Origin of the sequence: Thermoanaerobacterium sp. RBIITD (genome assembly GCF_900205865.1) — a bacterium.
Classification (GTDB): Bacteria; Bacillota; Thermoanaerobacteria; order Thermoanaerobacterales; family Thermoanaerobacteraceae; genus Thermoanaerobacterium.
The window spans coordinates 1,962,556-1,978,488 of sequence record NZ_LT906662.1 but is presented as its reverse complement, the minus strand read 5'-3'; the positions used below and the strand labels follow the sequence as shown (position 1 = coordinate 1,978,488).

Here is a 15,933-nt window from a genome sequence, read left to right as displayed (position 1 = left end):
TTCTTAAATAAATATAACAAAAACAATAAAATACTATCATGTAGCATTATTTCGCATTAATAAGCAACATCACTTCTTCTCTTGACCTTTGATCTGTTTTAAAGATACCCCTTAATGCAGATGTTACGGTCTTTGCTCCAGGCTTTTTAATCCCTCTCATCGTCATGCATAGATGCTCTGCTTCAACAACGACAACAACGCCAAGCGGATTTACCGCTTCCATGATGGTGTCAGCAATTTCACTTGTGAGTCTCTCTTGAAGCTGCGGCTTTTTTGCTAGTATATCAACTATTCTTGCAAGTTTTGATAGGCCTAGAATAGTACCTTTTCTTGGAAGATATGCCACATGGGCAACTCCCATAAATGGAAGTAAATGATGCTCACACATAGAATACATAGGAATGTCTTTTACCAAAACTATCTCTTGATGTTCATCTTCTTTAAAAGTCTTTATTACATCCATTACATTAGTATGTAAACCTGAAAATATCTCTTCATACATACGTGCTACTCTATCAGGTGTCTCTTTAAGTCCTTCTCTGTCGGGATCTTCACCAATAGCTTCTATTATGTTCCTAACAGCTTTTTTTATTTTTTCTTTATCAATCATTGTTACGCTCCTTAAATTTAGAAATACATTGTATCATATCAATATATCTTTTTTCAAATATGTGTGCAAGTATAATGAAAGCTTTGTAAAAACTCATGTATACTCTTAAAATCACTATTTTATCGCAAATACATAAAACCGCATAAAATTCAGTACCCCTATTATACCATAAATAAACTAAATGACTACTAAGCACATCGGTTATGCACAAATAAAACGGTTCATATGAACCGTTTTATTTATCATTTTCTAAGATCTGATTATTTTTCATTTTCTACCTCATCTTGCTCTGTCTTTGGCTTCATTGTCGGAAAAAGTATGACATCCCTTATGGAATATGCATCTGTCATGAACATTATAAGCCTGTCAATGCCTATGCCAAGCCCACCTGTTGGAGGCATGCCAACTTCAAGTGCATTAATAAAATCATCGTCCATCATATGTGCCTCTTCATTGCCTGCTTCCCTTTGCTTTAACTGCTCTATAAATCTTTCTTTCTGATCTATCGGATCATTTAATTCTGAAAAGGCATTAGCAATTTCTCTTCCATAGATAAATGCCTCAAACCTTGATGTCAATGCTGGGTTATCATGTTTTCTCTTAGCAAGGGGCGATATCTCTACAGGATAATCTATAATAAATGTCGGCTGTACAAGATATCTTTCACACAGTTCATCAAACACGAGTGCAATAACATCGCCTTTTTTCATACCGTCTTTTACTTCAAGGCGATTTTTCTTAGCAATCTCAATTGCTTCTTCATCTGTTGCTACCTTGTCAAAATCTATATCAAGGAATTCCTTTATAGCATCAACCATAGAAAGCCTTCTCCATGGTGGTGTTAAGTCTATTTCTGTCCCTTGGTATATAATCTTTTTGCTGCCATTGACCTTTTCTGCCACATATGCAAATAAATTTTCTGTTATATCCATCATGCCATGATAATCAGTATATGCCTCATATAATTCCAAGAGAGTAAATTCCGGATTGTGCCTTATATCCATGCCTTCATTTCGGAATACCCTTCCCATTTCATAGACTTTTTCCAATCCTCCGACAATAAGCCTCTTTAAATGAAGCTCTAAAGCGATTCTCAAATACATATTAATGTCAAGCGCATTATGATGTGTAATAAATGGCCTTGCAGCAGCACCGCCTGCAATAGTATGAAGAATCGGCGTCTCAACTTCTATAAATCCTCTATTATCAAGAAACTCTCTTATAGCTTTTATAATAGCAGTCCTCTTTATAAATGTTTCTTTTACATCCGGATTTATTATAAGGTCAACATATCTTTGTCTATACCTTAAATCAGGGTCTTTAAGGCCGTGCCATTTATCTGGCAAAATCTGGAGGGACTTTGATAAAAGCTTAAAATCTTTTACTCTTATTGTTACTTCACCGGTTTTTGACTTAAATACCTCTCCCGTAACGCCTATAATATCTCCAATGTCGAGTATCTTAAATATCTCGTAATTTTTTTCACCTAGTATATCAAGCTTAAAATATAGCTGGATTCTGCCATCCCTGTCCTGCAAGTCAGCAAAAGATGCCTTCCCATGACCCCTTTTAGACATAATACGACCAGCTATAGTTACCATCTTGCCTTCATAGTTATCGTAATCGTTTTTTATGTCCGATGTCATATTAGTCCTGTCAAATCTATCTATCCCGTATGGCTCAACACCAAGATTCTTAAGCTCATTTAGTTTATTTCTTCTAATCTGCAGTAGCTCATTAAGATTTTCACTGTTATTAACATCATTTGTATTCGTCATACTATTCCTCCAAATTTTTATTTGTGTATTTCAATTACTTTAAGTTTTATAATACCAGCTGGAACCTCAACAGTGACAGTTTCTCCTACCTTCTTGCCTATTAGTGCCTTTCCTATAGGTGATTCATCTGAAATCTTATTATTTACCGGGTCTGCTTCAGTCGATCCTACTATCGTGTATTCTACGTTTTCTTTGAATTCTTCGTCATAAACCTTAACTGTGCATCCGACACTAACCTTATCAACTGTTATGTCTTCCTCATCGATAACTTGTGCATTCCTTAGCATAGCTTCTATAGTTGCAATTCTTCCTTCAACAAATGCCTGCTCATTCTTTGCTTCGTCATACTCTGAATTTTCACTTAGGTCACCAAATGCACGTGCCTGTTTTATCTTCTCTGCAACTTCAGGCCTTTTAACAGACTTTAGATAGTCTAATTCTTCCTCTAACTTTTTTAAACCATCATAAGTCAAGATTACTTGCTTTCCCATATTGTCAATCTCCTTTATAAAAATTTTGTATTTCATTCTATGTTATATACGTATTAATTATGATAATATTAATACACAAGCACTGCATCAAGCAGTGCTTGTGTCTATATTTTTATGTGGAATATTATAAAACAGTTTACAAATAAAGTCAAGTATCAAACAGCACTGAATTTATTTTCTTTTAACCTTCTTATAGCATTTTTCTTGACATTTTCTATTGTTTCTTGTGATACAGCCCTCTCAAAGCTTCTAAATCCTCCAAGCTTGAAACCGTGCTTTTTTGCAAGCTTTGCTATTGTATCAACCTGTTCTACTGTTAAGTCTCTTCCAAGTGAATAATTCTCAATTCTACCTTCCATAGCAAGTATCATGGTTTCTGCCATACATGCATAACTTGTTTTAGGAGGAAATCCAAAATTAAAGTGAAAGTCAACATCGCCAGGTACTTCTACAACACCACCTTCTATGACGAGGACATCATTTCTCGCATCAGCAACTTCCTTAGAAACATCCCTCGGCCTTGCAACATCACATACTACAGCACCAGGTTTTAAATATTCCGGTTTTATTACAGTGTCAACCGCACTTGTCACCGTTACAACTATATCAGCGCTTTTCAATGCTTCTTTGACATCAGAGGTGACCCTTGCTGCCATTCCAGTTTTTGTCATGAGGTAATCCTTAAAATTTTCAAGCCTTTCTTTATTTCTGGCAACTAATGTCATATACTTAGCATCCCTCGATAGTATCTCTGCGCAAACCTTGCCGATTGAACCTGTCGCACCGATTACAACAACTTCAGAATCCCTTATATCTTTTCCCATCATTTCAGCCGCTTTTTTCGTTCCCTCAATAGCTGTGGCAATTGTATAGCTGTTACCAGATGTTACCGCAATATTTAAATTTTTTGCGACAGTGATACCTGCGTCACCGACAACAGATGTCAGTGCACCTAGTCCTACGATCTCGGCACCTAGCTTTTCGGCTATCTTGCCAGCTTTTACTATTTTTTTCAACACATATTCTTCAGGTAGACTCATCATTTGGTCTGATATAAGTGGTACAGCTACGAAGTACCCTTCTGTTTGAGCAAATTTACTTTTAACACCGGTAATCTCAGATACTTTGAGTGGTGGAAGCATCCTTGTAAAACCTTCCACAATCTTTCGTGGCAATTTATTCATAACCTTAAATTTTCTGCTAACATCTTCATATTCAATCGGGTGTATTATAAATGCAAATCTATGCATTAAATATCATTCCTTTCATAACTTTTGTAATATGGACAATTCTTTTTAATATTTATTAACCCTTAAACTGTTGCTTTCTCATTCAAATGTTCTATCCATGGTTCAAATCCAATTTTATCAAGCAAGTCATTGTAATCATCAGGTGTCATTTCATCTTGCTTTTTCCCTGCGAGTGATATCAAAACGCCTTCCATGACATTAGTACCGAAAGATCTACCATTTAAATTTGGTGTCGTTGTTATCAATAGCTTTACCCCTCTTTCTTTAAGCATCTTTACATCATCTTTTGTGACAGTATTTGTTACAATTATCTTATCCTTCATATTTTCTGGCATGTATTTCTTTATATATAGATAATCACCTGCTATTATGTCCGCATCATTGTAAAATCTTGCATATTTTTTGCTATTTATCGAAAGCTGCTTATCCCCTGTCGGGTATAGCATCTCAAATGGCATCTTTACAATGATAGGTGCGATAATAGCAGCTAAACCATATAAAAGCTTCAATGAATGTAGTGGAATGGGAATGCCAAGAGCAAATATAATGTCACCCATTGTAAGATTAGCACCGTACTCATAAAAGGCTTGTGTCATTCCAAATCTGTCCATCGCACTTACTATAAGAACTTTTTTACCTTCTATATTAACTATATTATTGTCATGAATATATTTTATTACCCTCCTCTCAAGGGTATTCTTTAAACCTGAACCATCAACAATTGGTGACTTTTTGGCCGCATTTTTTAGCGGCACTGCATCTTTTATGACATACCTTTTTGTCCCCGCATATAGATAAAGGTCAATCCCACCCATACCAAAGGCATCCACTTTTCCATCTAAATCTTTAATAAGTTCTATTGCCTTTTTCATATCACCATCTGTGCCAATTCTTTCAATTATAAATTTCTCACCCATTATTTCCGTTTCAACTTTGTTGTTTCTGGTTGATGAGCCAACGCTTACACTCACTATCCTCTTCATAGAAATCATCTCCTTAAAGTATTTAAAATATCCATTATCAATTGCGGTTTTACAAAAACATCTTCAGTAAGTGGTGAGTGACCAATATCAATGCAAATGACTTCCCTGTCAAAAATAGCCTCAATGAGCTTAGTTCTTTTGTCAGAACCGAGAAAAATCACCGTATCATATGACTGTATTTTTGCAATAAGGTCCATAACTGTGTTAAATAATTCCACACCCGTCATCTTATCTGCTATTCCAAGTCTTTCTTTCTCGGACAATAGTAATGTAAAATCGACACCGTAATCTTTTAATAACTTATCAATCTCCTCTTTATTCTTTATCGGAAAGCCAACAACGGCAATACTGCCTCCCTTCCTTACTTCACCTATATTTTCAAGCCTTGATATAAAACTTCTATCAACTTTAAATTTTGTCGCGGTTTCCTGCTGAGAAAATCCGTTTACCCTCATCTCTATCATTTTATCAATTGTATTATGTAGCTTTTCGAGATTTATAGTCTTTTCACCTATCTTAACAAAATTCATGATCTATGTTTCCTTCCTTTTTACACAGGTTATCATTTTTATATCCGAGCTACCTCAGGATACAATCAAATGAAGCTTAATAAATTTATTGTGCACAAAATGTGCTCATGTTGAATATAATTTTACTACTTCTTGGCATATATTTCAAGAGGTTTCTTAGATACAATGGTAAAAGGTGGAATTTGTGCAGCTTTTTGTCCACCAGCACTATTTGCCCCAAATATTTTCAATTGGTTTAAAGAGCATCTCAATAAATTTATTTGCAGGTGTTATGGCAACATTAAAAACCACAAGCAAATTTAATGTATATCCTATTGCAATCAGTATAAAGAAGACAACAACTTCCTTTGTTTTTTTCTGCTTCAAGAGCCCCGGAACTTCTATCAATGATATCACAATAAAAACAACAGTTACACCCAAAACTTTAAGCATAATATCATCCCTTTTCTATGCGCAAAAACCACATCTTATATTTTTATCTCGGCGTTATAGGTTTTGATGTCAGACCAGACCTTCTTATTACAGCCTTAACACTTACATTTATTTTTACATTAGGGTATATATCATCCCATTTATCTTTAATCTTTTTCCATGCTTTAGGATCTGATTTATGAAGCTTATCACTAAATCCAACAGTATCAACTTTATACTTTTTCTGTATTGTATTTAATGCTGTTTCTATCCTTTCTTTTATCTTGTCCTCCTGAAGTTTTTGGAGTTTTTCAATCATTTTAGGATCTGTAAGGTTATATTTAACTTCCTGTTCAACCATATTTGATTCTTCATATATCTTGACATCAAAAGATACTTTATCACCATTTACATGTGGTATTATATCTGCTTTTGACCTTGATATAGTAAATGTCGTATGGGCCTTTTCACCATTAGGTCCTCTATCAAGTACAAGTGACGCATTTTTTATTAAATTTGTCATCCACATTATACCTTTTGTTTCCTCTTCATCTAAAAAACCAATCATCTTGTCATTCTTAAAGGCAGAAGCACCTAAAAATCTCGCATATTGAGGCTTGCCATTTTTTTTTATTATCTCTAATCTTCCAACAATAGGCTGTTTTTTTTCTGTTTCTAGCGTCTCTATAAGGTAGTTTATATCGCATACGTAGCCTGATGAAGTATTCCTCTGGTTTTGTATCATGCCAAGGATTTCCCTATATGGATATTTTTCAATTCCCCTTGAAAGCTTCATAAGGTCATCAAGTGTGCCACCTGTTACAACAACCAAAAAAGATGTCCTTCTAAACTCTGGATTTCTTGTTATAAAATCTAGCATTTCGTAGATACCAGACTTAGCAAGGTTCTCCCCTATAAAAATTATTTCATTGTGTTGGAGAAAAAGGTTTCTTGAAAGCTCTGTATTGAAATTAGAATATGCTTTTGCAAAATCTACACCTTTTGAGTCGTATACTTCATATGGCTTTCCTGCACCGCCGCCTCCGCCGCCTCCACCTCCACCGCTTCCACCAGCCAATCCAGCTAAAGCACCAGGCTTTAAAACCTGGATAGTAAGATCTGTCATACCATTTTTATCTCTATCAACACCTATACCTTGAACAAATGCAAGTTCATTGATTTCTCTTTTATCCCAGCAACCTGTCAAAAGAATAGAAATAATTATTATAACTAGAATTAATTTTTTCATAGCAAACCTCCATTGAAACATGTTTTATATTAGTTTTTCGTATATTTCTGTCTTTTGACATTCTTGTTAACGATCTGACGTGGTCTTAGAATCTTTGCCCACCATGGTATTCTTATAAATACATCGTTAAATTCTCTTGCATTGCTTGGTGCAAGTGGTGATAGATATGGCACACCAAAGGATTCAAGTGATGACATATGGGCAAGTATCATCATAAGTACCATGATTATGCCGAAAAATCCCAGAGTACCAGCAGCTACAAGCATTATAAATCTTAGAAGTCTAAAAGTTATAGCAACATTAAAAGCCGGTATTGAAAATGATGCTATACCTGTCATAGCAACGACGATAACCATTGCAGCAGATACAAGTCCTGCCTGAACTGCCGCTTGTCCTATGACAAGTGCACCTACTATGCTTACGGCTTGACCTACTTGCATAGGAAGCCTTATTCCCGCTTCTCTTAAGATTTCAAAGAAAAACTCCATAAAAAATGCCTCCAGGAGAGCAGGAAATGGTACACCTTCCCTCTGTGCTGCAACAGAAATAGCTAGTGGCGATGGTATCATTTCCTGGTGGTATGTCACGGCAGCTACATATATCGATGGAAGCAAAAGTGACAAAAACATCGATGCAAGTCTCAATATTCTAAGCAATGTTGAAATAAAGTACCTTTCATAATAGTCTTCTGCAGATTGAAAAAATTGAACAAAAACAGTCGGTACAATAAGTACATTCGGTGAACCATCAGATATTATCGCCACCCTTCCTTCAAGTATCTCTGCCGCGACCTTATCAGGCCTTTCAGAATGCTCCACTTGTGGAAACGGTGAAAAAGGATTATCTTCAATGAATTCCTCAAGATATCCGCTATCAATAATTCCATCTATATCAATTTTATTAAGCCTCTTTTTGACTTCGTCTACTACTTCATTCTTTGCAACATCTTTGATATATGCAATTGCGACATTTGTCTTCGTATATTTACCAATTTTCATACTTTCTATTATAAAATTAGGGTTTTTTATTCTCCTTCTTAGCATGGAAGTATTAATCCTCAACGTTTCAACAAAGGCTTCTTTCGGGCCTCTAACAGTCGCTTCGGAAGTAGGTTCGCTAATGCTTCTTCCTTGCCATCCTCTAGTACTTATTATTATAGATTTTTCAACCCCATCAATAACAAGAGCCGTGTCACCATCAAGTACGCTATCAATAATATCACCAATTTTGGTTTTTTCTTTTATGTCAGCGGTTGTAATAAAATAATCCCATAATGATTCATAAACTTGCTTTTTGGTTAATGCACTTCCATTCAGTTTTCTTGTTTCTATAATAATAGGTTCTATGATATTATCATTTATTACCATCTTATCAACCATTCCATCGAGACACATTAAAAAGCCTTTTATTTTTTTATCTCCTATACTGAATTCACGGAATATCATATCGCTATTTGCCTTTAATATTGTCCTAAATATGTCTATATTTTTATTTAAATCATCATATAATAACATTTCTTTATATTGTTCCTGTAAATCATTAATTCTTTCTCTCATAAAACCATCTCCAAAAATTATTATTCCTAAAATGCAATTAGAATATAATATTATTTTAAACAAATAATATCTATAGATATCTATTTTTTAGGAGAAAGATATGTTCAAAAATTTATTAAATCTAGAATCCGCAGTAGAAAAAAATATTTCTATAAAACAGTTTATTTATCTTATAATTACAATAGTTTTATCAACAGCTACAATTTTTTTACCATCAATTGTGGCTGCGAAAGCTGCACAGGATTCATGGATATCTGTATTTATTGCAACTGCATTTAGTATCCCAGTTTTTTTTCTTTATTATAAACTAGCTTACATGTTTAAAGATAGAATAATTTTTTCATATATTGAAGATATATTAGGTGGCTTTTTGGGAAAAATTGTATCTTTTTTATATCAATTGTTTTTTTTGCATATTGCAACTATAATGCTTCGTGAACTTATAGATATAATGAGAGCAGCATTTATGCCTAAGACACCACCTATTGTATTCTCTATTGTTACAATGATTGTAGTAGCATATGCTGTAACAAAGGGATTCATCGCGATTGTAAGAATGAATGAGATAATATTTCCTTTTGGTATGGCACTTTTAGGTTTCGTTATTTTTTTCTCACTACCATATGTAAAAATGGGAAATTTTCTGCCAATACTAGAATATGGGATAGTCCCGCCTATAAAAGGTTCTATCCCATTAATATCATGGATGCTTGAAAGTGTAGTCCTCCTTGCCATTTTCCCACATATCTCCGATAGCAAAAAAGCTTTTAAAGGTGGTATAATCGCTCTTTTATTAATCTGCTTCGCACTTCTACTTGGTGTATTTGCAATTGGTATTTTTGGTGCTAAAACGACGGCAGATTTTAAATTTGCTGCACTTGAAATGACTCGTATAATAAGATTAAGCAATTATTTTTCAAGGCTTGATTCTATAATAATGGCTATATGGATAGAAGGGATTTATCTAAAGATAACTATATTTACATATATAATTTCGAAGGGTTTTGCAGAAACATTAAAATACTCTGATTATAGATATGCCGTACTTCCAATCGTTACAATTATGGTTCCGCTTTCCATTCTTATATCTTTAAATATCGATGAACTATATAATTTCATGGATAGAATATTCCCATATGAAATGTTTGTTTTTGAAATTTTTCTTCCGCTTTTCATCTACTTCATAGCGAAAATTAAAAAGCTGGACAAAAACAATAATGTCCAGCGAAAAACATAATCATACTCATTCAATATTTCTCTCATATATAATCCTTAAGCCTTCCATTGTAAGCATATCATTAACAGTATCTATAACTTTTGCCTCCTGTGATATAAGCTTTGCGAGGCCACCTGTTGCAACAACATAAGCGTCTTTGGCATACTCATCTTTCATTCTTCCAACGATATATTCAACCATACCTGCATGCCCGTATATTATGCCTGCTTGCATGCTCTCAACGGTGTTTTTGCAAATGACCTTATCTGGTTTTATTAACTCTATCTTTGGAAGCTTCGCCGTCCTCTGAAACAATGCATCTGCTGAAATTATAAGTCCCGGTGCTATAGCGCCGCCTAAGTATTCACAATTTTTCGATACGGCACAAAAAGTAGTAGCTGTTCCAAAGTCGATAATGATGACAGGACCACCATAAAGTTCATATGCAGCAACGGCATTTACTATCCTATCTGCACCAACTTCCCTCGGGTTGTCATACTTTATATTTATTCCCGTTTTTATGCCTGGTCCTACTATAATTGGATATACATTAAAATATTTTATTGTCATGGCTTCAAGTGTATGCATAATCGGTGGGACGACAGAGGATATTATGGCGGCATTGATGTCTTTTAAATGTATATCTTTGTATTCTAAAATTTGCTTAATAAGGATGCCATATTCGTCAGATGTCTTTGCTTTATCTGTTGCGATTCTAAATGAATAAACTAATTTTCTGCCATCGTACACGCCAAGTACAATATTTGTATTTCCTACATCATAAACTAAGAGCACTTAAATACATTCCTTTCTTAATTGCTTTTGATTAATGTTAAAGCAGGCATGTGCCTGCTTTTTTACTTTAATATTTTCTTTACAGATTTAACGACAATTGTTGTAAGAACAACAGCTATTATGATTTCAAAAATTGTATTCTTTAATACAATAAGTAATGCAGCTTGAAGTGGCAAATATCTCATAAGTACAGCAAGTCCTAATACGCCAACGGTATTTGTAAGTGTTCCAGCTGCAGCTGCTATACCTGCACTTTTCGTCATCTTATAAATATAATATGTAACGATACCTATTAAAAGTCTTGGAACTATTGCTATAATTGGATCTGCAAAAAGTGGAGTATTTTGCCTTACAAAGCTTGATACACCGAATATAAGACCTATAAACGTACCAACATAAGGGCCTTCAAGAATAGCGCCTATTATTGTAGGTATGTGCATGGTAGTTGCATTAGCAATCCCGAGCGGTATATATCCTAGTGGTGTCGTTGACATTATAATAGATATAGCTGCAAGCATACCTGCAACAGTAATCTGCTTAATTGAAAGCTTCGATATCATTTTTTACACCTCCAATCCAGTTCCATAATAAGGATACCGGTCGAAATATATTATTTTATCAATTAAAGTCCAGCTCAATTTGATGCCGGCAAATTTATTTTACCAAAAAAAGCTTACCATATCAATATAATTTAGGAATTTTGATTTATCAAACTTTTATTAATACCTATGCAAATCTATTTGACTAATATTTCTAATTACCCCTCATTTTAAGGTAATAAGTATATCACCTGTATTTACGGATGTACCTATTGTTACATTAATTGTCGCTACAGTACCATCAGTTGGCGCCATAATCTCGTTTTCCATCTTCATAGCTTCAAGGATCAACAATACATCACCTTTTTTTACAAATTGTCCTTCGCTTACCTTTATGTCAAGTATAGTTCCAGGCATGGGTGCATTTATCTTACTTGCACCTTCTGGTAGAGGCTCAATCTGTTTTTGAGCTTTTTCTGGCTGTTTCACAGCCTCATGTTTTGTTGTATCAGTTATATTGGTCTTATGTTCAACTTTCGGTTCAAGACTTGTTTTATTATTAGATTCATCGCTTTTTAATTCTTCGACTTCAACATCGTATCGCTTTCCGTTGACAGTAACTATAAACTTCTTCATGTTTTTTCCTCCTATCTTGAATTCATTTGTTCAAATATACCAGCTTTACGCCACTCTGGCATATTATCTTGTATTCTTTTTATTGACTTCACCTTAAATGAGCCAACATCTTTATATGCTGCATAAATCGCTGCTTCTATCACCGCGACAATCTCCTCATTTTCCATTTCTTCGCTTATCGTCTCTTCATTTTCAGGCTTTCTAATATATTGTGAATTTGGTCTATCTATAGGTAAACTGACATTATTATTTTCATTTTTGCTTCCAGAAAACACCTTAAGGCTTTTTGCCAAATATGCGTGCAAAATTAAAACTATAAAAACTATTGTCATTCCCAATATCGTGTAAATCAATCCATTAAGTAAAATATTTAGCGTATTCATGTCAACACCACCTTAAACAGGGAAGTTTCCGTGTTTTTTTGCAGGCCTTGATTCCCTTTTGCTCATTAGCATGTCAAATGCCGATATTAAGCGTGGTCTTGTTTCCGACGGTATTATTACATCATCAACATAGCCCCTCGCTGCAGCCCTATATGGATTTGCGAAATTGTTTCTATACTCTTCGATCTTTTCCTCTCTAGTTTTGGCTGGGTCCGAAGATGCCTTTATCTCATTTTTGAATACTATGTTTGCAGCCCCATCAGGCCCCATAACAGCTATTTCCGCTGTTGGCCATGCTAATACAATATCAGCACCTAAATCTTTGCTACACATTGCAAGGTATGAACCGCCATAAGCTTTTCTAACAATTAATGTTACCTTAGGCACAGTTGCTTCCGAGTATGCATAAAGCATTTTTGCCCCATGTCTTATAATGCCACCGTATTCTTGGTTTGTTCCAGGCAAGAATCCTGGTACATCAACTATATTAAGTAATGGTATGTTAAATGCATCACAGAACCTAATAAATCTTGCTGCTTTATCAGATGCGTTTATGTCAAGGCATCCAGCTAACATCTTCGGTTGATTTGCTATAATTCCTACGGTTCTGCCGTTTAACCTTGCAAATGCTGTTATTATATTCTGTGCATATAATGATTGTGATTCAAAGAATACTCCATCATCAACTATTTCTGATATGACACTCTTCATATCATATGGCTTATTAGGATTATCCGGCATTATATCCATCAGTTTTTCTGATAATCTATTTATATCATCATTTGATTCATATTGCGGTGGATCCTCTAAATTATTTGATGGTAAATAGCTTAACAATGTTTTTACCATATTAAGACACTCATCATCATTGGCCGCTCTAAAATGTGCAACACCACTTTTTATGCTATGTGTCATGGATCCACCAAGGTCTTCTGCTGATACTTCTTCACCCGTGACTGTCTTGATTACCTGCGGACCAGTTATGAACATCTGGCTCGTCTTATCCACCATGAATATAAAGTCTGTTAAGGCAGGTGAATAAACAGCACCACCAGCACTAGGTCCCATTATTACCGATATCTGCGGTATCACGCCAGAAGCTAAAGTGTTTCTTAAAAAAATGTTTCCATAACCTGATAATGCATCAACGCCTTCTTGTATTCTCGCACCACCTGAATCGTTCAAACCAATTAAAGGTGCTCCCATTTTTATTGCCATATCCATGACTTTTGTTATCTTTTTGGCATGGTATTCGCCAAGGGAACCGCCAAGAACCGTAAAGTCCTGTGCATAAACATAGACAAGCCTTCCATTTATTGTCCCATAGCCTGTTACAACACCCTCACCTGGAATCTTTTCCTTCTCCATACCAAAGTCATAACACCTATGTTCGACATATGAGTCTATTTCTACAAAACTATCTCTATCTAAGAGCTTTTCTATTCTTTCTCTTGCGGTAAGTTTGCCCTTTTGATGTTGCTTTTCTATTCTTGTCTCACCGCCTCCGGCCTTTACAACATCTCTTCTTTTACGAAGGTCTTCAATTTTGTCTTCTATTGACATTTATTTACCTCCTTTTCTAATTACACCATTAAAAATTAATATATCATATTATGACCTAATAATAAACCTTTTTTACGTATTTTTTACTCATATTAATGTACACCTAACATTGCTAACATTATTCCACCTGCAATGGCAGTTCCAAACACACCTGCAAGATTAGGCCCCATTGCATGCATTATAAGAAAGTTGTATGGATTTTCTTTTATAGCAACAGAATGTGATACTCTTGCTGCAATCGGAACAGATGCAATACCTGCGGATCCTATCAGTGGATTTATTTTCCCACCTGACAATTTATTTAATAACTTTGCACCTAGTATACCACCAGCAGTACCCGTCATAAATGCTACAAGTCCAAGCAAAATAATCATAAGAGTCTTTATAGTCAAAAATGTTTGAGCATTCATAGTTGAACCAATAGAAATTCCTAATAAAATTGTTATGACGTTCATGAATTCTCCGCTTGCAGTCTTTGCAAGTCTATCGACAACACCAGATTCTTTTAAAAGATTTCCTAACATAAGCATAGTTATAAGTGGTGCAATAGGTGGCAGTAACAAATCTATTATAACAGTAATAATGATCGGAAAGACGATTTTCTCGACCTTTGAAACAGGCCTTAGTTGTTTCATCATTATCTGTCTCTCACTTTTTGTTGTCAATAATTTCATTATTGGTGGTTGAATCAAAGGCATCAAGGCCATGTATGAATATGCCGCAACAGATATCTGTGCCATTAGGTATGGTGCAAGCTTCTGTGTTACGTATATTGCCATTGGTCCATCTGCACCGCCTATTATACCGATAGCACTTGATTCCTGTATAGTAAATCCAAGGGCTTTGGCGCCAATCAATGCGATAAATATCCCTATATGTGCAAAAGCTCCTAAAATCATAAGGCTTGGATTTGCAATCATTGGTCCGAAATCTGTCATAGCACCGACGCCAAGGAAAATAAGGGGCGGATATATAACCTTTTTAACACCAAGATAAAATAAGTTTATTAATCCTCCGGTATTCAATAAATCTGTAGAAGGAAGATTTGCAACAATACATCCAAATCCGATAGGCAAAAGTAAAAATGGCTCATACTTCTTAACTATTGCAAGATAAATAAGAACCATGCCTATTAATATTAAAAATATATTTCCCGCTGTAAGATGTACGAGTCCAGTCGATTGAAGCATAGATTTTAATAATTTTAATATTATCATTTTTTATCTTCCTTCCTGTTAAAAATTCTTATAAATTTATTAATTATAGGAAATAATTTTAAAACCCATCCTATTAGGGTTAAAAAAACAATTAATAATACCATGTCAAGCACAGATAAGTACAATGCCCCATATAGATTATCAGGTATCATAAAATAGCCTCCTTTAAAATTTTTAATTTTATTTTATTTATATTGTTATTTATTATGTTCTTTAAAAAGCTACCTTTTAGAAATAAAAATTATCTTTTCACATCACATAATCTTGTTACCTAAAATCACACATTGATCCCTCCTCATTAAAAAATTAAAAAACGGCTTAAAGAGAGTCTCCCCCCTTCAAGCCGCACATTATCCGTTTATGTAGCAAAAGGTAATTTTGCTGCAACAGATAAATAGGCTATTCTATCTCACAATATTTTGTGTTGCACATCTTCAATGCCGCTATTATTGCCTTTTTGGCTTGGCCAAAGTATTGTTTTTCAAATATTGATATAATATCATCGATATTGTGTATATTCTTACCGATAACAGCCATTTTGAAAAAAGATTTGCCAGCACTTGTCGCCAATGTACAATCGGCATCTTCTATAATTCCACTTTTTGAATGTACAATAAGGCCGACAGCCAAGACTGTATATAGCTCCCTTGCAGTTATGTCATCAGGAAGCTTTGCATAACCTGTAATAAAATATTTATCCTCAACCACTTCTACACATCCTTGGAC

18 protein-coding genes are annotated in these 15,933 nt (G+C 34.7%); 1 reads left to right on the top strand and 17 read right to left on the bottom strand.

Annotated features, from left to right (window positions below):
* Nucleotides 1-46: 46 nt before the first annotated feature.
* From folE to CPG45_RS09460, 9 genes are all read right to left on the bottom strand, one after another.
* On the bottom strand, nucleotides 47-610 hold the full coding sequence (folE, locus tag CPG45_RS09500; protein WP_096231680.1) for a GTP cyclohydrolase I FolE: 564 nt from the start codon (nucleotides 608-610) through the stop codon (nucleotides 47-49).
* A 260-nt stretch (nucleotides 611-870) separates the two neighbouring features.
* Nucleotides 871-2,388 carry a lysine--tRNA ligase gene (gene lysS / locus CPG45_RS09495; protein WP_096231679.1) on the bottom strand — a complete coding sequence of 506 codons (1,518 nt, stop codon included), beginning with the start codon at nucleotides 2,386-2,388 and terminating at the stop codon, nucleotides 871-873.
* Nucleotides 2,389-2,405: 17 nt separating this feature from the next.
* Nucleotides 2,406-2,879 carry a transcription elongation factor GreA gene (gene greA, locus CPG45_RS09490; protein WP_096231678.1) on the bottom strand — a complete coding sequence of 158 codons (474 nt, stop codon included), beginning with the start codon at nucleotides 2,877-2,879 and terminating at the stop codon, nucleotides 2,406-2,408.
* A gap of 155 nt (nucleotides 2,880-3,034) precedes the next feature.
* Nucleotides 3,035-4,129, bottom strand: coding sequence for an NAD(P)H-binding protein (locus tag CPG45_RS09485; RefSeq protein WP_096231677.1), 1,095 nt, complete (start codon nucleotides 4,127-4,129; stop codon nucleotides 3,035-3,037).
* Between the two features lie 62 nt (nucleotides 4,130-4,191).
* Nucleotides 4,192-5,112 (bottom strand): DUF8754 domain-containing protein, encoded by a 921-nt coding sequence (locus tag CPG45_RS09480; protein WP_096231676.1) that lies wholly within the window; start codon nucleotides 5,110-5,112, stop codon nucleotides 4,192-4,194.
* A gap of 5 nt (nucleotides 5,113-5,117) precedes the next feature.
* On the bottom strand, nucleotides 5,118-5,642 hold the full coding sequence (locus CPG45_RS09475) for a transcriptional regulator (RefSeq protein WP_096231675.1): 525 nt from the start codon (nucleotides 5,640-5,642) through the stop codon (nucleotides 5,118-5,120).
* A 207-nt stretch (nucleotides 5,643-5,849) separates the two neighbouring features.
* Nucleotides 5,850-6,074: a hypothetical protein gene (locus CPG45_RS09470; RefSeq protein ID WP_096231674.1), complete on the bottom strand. Its 225-nt coding sequence runs from the start codon at nucleotides 6,072-6,074 to the stop codon at nucleotides 5,850-5,852.
* Nucleotides 6,075-6,117: 43 nt separating this feature from the next.
* Nucleotides 6,118-7,302: a Ger(x)C family spore germination protein gene (locus tag CPG45_RS09465; RefSeq protein WP_096231673.1), complete on the bottom strand. Its 1,185-nt coding sequence runs from the start codon at nucleotides 7,300-7,302 to the stop codon at nucleotides 6,118-6,120.
* Between the two features lie 29 nt (nucleotides 7,303-7,331).
* Complete coding sequence (locus tag CPG45_RS09460; protein WP_096231672.1) at nucleotides 7,332-8,858, bottom strand: spore germination protein; 1,527 nt, start codon at nucleotides 8,856-8,858, stop codon at nucleotides 7,332-7,334.
* Between the two features lie 100 nt (nucleotides 8,859-8,958).
* On the opposite strand from CPG45_RS09460, the gene CPG45_RS09455 reads away from it, so the two are divergent.
* Nucleotides 8,959-10,095: a GerAB/ArcD/ProY family transporter gene (locus CPG45_RS09455; RefSeq protein WP_096231671.1), complete on the top strand. Its 1,137-nt coding sequence runs from the start codon at nucleotides 8,959-8,961 to the stop codon at nucleotides 10,093-10,095.
* A gap of 6 nt (nucleotides 10,096-10,101) precedes the next feature.
* On the opposite strand, the gene CPG45_RS09450 is transcribed toward CPG45_RS09455, so the two are convergent.
* The 8 genes from CPG45_RS09450 to CPG45_RS09420 all read right to left on the bottom strand — a co-directional run bounded on the left by CPG45_RS09450 (nucleotide 10,102) and on the right by CPG45_RS09420 (nucleotide 15,915).
* Nucleotides 10,102-10,869 (bottom strand): type III pantothenate kinase, encoded by a 768-nt coding sequence (locus CPG45_RS09450; RefSeq protein ID WP_096231670.1) that lies wholly within the window; start codon nucleotides 10,867-10,869, stop codon nucleotides 10,102-10,104.
* Nucleotides 10,870-10,931: 62 nt separating this feature from the next.
* Nucleotides 10,932-11,429 carry an ECF transporter S component gene (locus CPG45_RS09445; protein ID WP_096231669.1) on the bottom strand — a complete coding sequence of 166 codons (498 nt, stop codon included), beginning with the start codon at nucleotides 11,427-11,429 and terminating at the stop codon, nucleotides 10,932-10,934.
* A gap of 204 nt (nucleotides 11,430-11,633) precedes the next feature.
* Nucleotides 11,634-12,044 (bottom strand): biotin/lipoyl-containing protein, encoded by a 411-nt coding sequence (locus CPG45_RS09440; RefSeq protein ID WP_096231668.1) that lies wholly within the window; start codon nucleotides 12,042-12,044, stop codon nucleotides 11,634-11,636.
* An 11-nt stretch (nucleotides 12,045-12,055) separates the two neighbouring features.
* Nucleotides 12,056-12,427 (bottom strand): OadG family protein, encoded by a 372-nt coding sequence (locus tag CPG45_RS09435; protein ID WP_096231667.1) that lies wholly within the window; start codon nucleotides 12,425-12,427, stop codon nucleotides 12,056-12,058.
* Nucleotides 12,428-12,439: 12 nt separating this feature from the next.
* Complete coding sequence (locus tag CPG45_RS09430) at nucleotides 12,440-13,990, bottom strand: acyl-CoA carboxylase subunit beta (RefSeq protein WP_096231666.1); 1,551 nt, start codon at nucleotides 13,988-13,990, stop codon at nucleotides 12,440-12,442.
* Nucleotides 13,991-14,082: 92 nt separating this feature from the next.
* Nucleotides 14,083-15,207, bottom strand: coding sequence for a sodium ion-translocating decarboxylase subunit beta (locus tag CPG45_RS09425; protein WP_096231665.1), 1,125 nt, complete (start codon nucleotides 15,205-15,207; stop codon nucleotides 14,083-14,085).
* Nucleotides 15,204-15,359 (bottom strand): hypothetical protein, encoded by a 156-nt coding sequence (locus CPG45_RS17030; protein ID WP_172856537.1) that lies wholly within the window; start codon nucleotides 15,357-15,359, stop codon nucleotides 15,204-15,206. Before CPG45_RS17030 ends, CPG45_RS09425 begins: the two co-directional genes overlap by 4 nt.
* Before the next feature lie 247 nt (nucleotides 15,360-15,606).
* Nucleotides 15,607-15,915, bottom strand: a complete 309-nt coding sequence (locus CPG45_RS09420; RefSeq protein WP_096231664.1) for a DUF3870 domain-containing protein — start codon at nucleotides 15,913-15,915, stop codon at nucleotides 15,607-15,609.
* Nucleotides 15,916-15,933: the final 18 nt, after the last annotated feature.

Excerpts from the sequence above, each read along its gene's own strand:
- folE (WP_096231680.1), bottom strand. The coding sequence starts at position 610 with ATGATTGATAAAGAAAAAATAAAAAAAGCTGTTAGGAACATAATAGAA.
- lysS (WP_096231679.1), bottom strand. The coding sequence starts at position 2,388 with ATGACGAATACAAATGATGTTAATAACAGTGAAAATCTTAATGAGCTA.
- greA (WP_096231678.1), bottom strand. The coding sequence starts at position 2,879 with ATGGGAAAGCAAGTAATCTTGACTTATGATGGTTTAAAAAAGTTAGAG.
- CPG45_RS09485 (WP_096231677.1), bottom strand. The coding sequence starts at position 4,129 with ATGCATAGATTTGCATTTATAATACACCCGATTGAATATGAAGATGTT.
- CPG45_RS09480 (WP_096231676.1), bottom strand. The coding sequence starts at position 5,112 with ATGAAGAGGATAGTGAGTGTAAGCGTTGGCTCATCAACCAGAAACAAC.
- CPG45_RS09475 (WP_096231675.1), bottom strand. The coding sequence starts at position 5,642 with ATGAATTTTGTTAAGATAGGTGAAAAGACTATAAATCTCGAAAAGCTA.
- CPG45_RS09470 (WP_096231674.1), bottom strand. The coding sequence starts at position 6,074 with ATGCTTAAAGTTTTGGGTGTAACTGTTGTTTTTATTGTGATATCATTG.
- CPG45_RS09465 (WP_096231673.1), bottom strand. The coding sequence starts at position 7,302 with ATGAAAAAATTAATTCTAGTTATAATAATTATTTCTATTCTTTTGACA.
- CPG45_RS09460 (WP_096231672.1), bottom strand. The coding sequence starts at position 8,858 with ATGAGAGAAAGAATTAATGATTTACAGGAACAATATAAAGAAATGTTA.
- CPG45_RS09455 (WP_096231671.1), top strand. The coding sequence starts at position 8,959 with ATGTTCAAAAATTTATTAAATCTAGAATCCGCAGTAGAAAAAAATATT.
- CPG45_RS09445 (WP_096231669.1), bottom strand. The coding sequence starts at position 11,429 with ATGATATCGAAGCTTTCAATTAAGCAGATTACTGTTGCAGGTATGCTT.
- CPG45_RS09440 (WP_096231668.1), bottom strand. The coding sequence starts at position 12,044 with ATGAAGAAGTTTATAGTTACTGTCAACGGAAAGCGATACGATGTTGAA.
- CPG45_RS09435 (WP_096231667.1), bottom strand. The coding sequence starts at position 12,427 with ATGAATACGCTAAATATTTTACTTAATGGATTGATTTACACGATATTG.
- CPG45_RS09430 (WP_096231666.1), bottom strand. The coding sequence starts at position 13,990 with ATGTCAATAGAAGACAAAATTGAAGACCTTCGTAAAAGAAGAGATGTT.
- CPG45_RS09425 (WP_096231665.1), bottom strand. The coding sequence starts at position 15,207 with ATGATAATATTAAAATTATTAAAATCTATGCTTCAATCGACTGGACTC.
- CPG45_RS17030 (WP_172856537.1), bottom strand. The coding sequence starts at position 15,359 with ATGATACCTGATAATCTATATGGGGCATTGTACTTATCTGTGCTTGAC.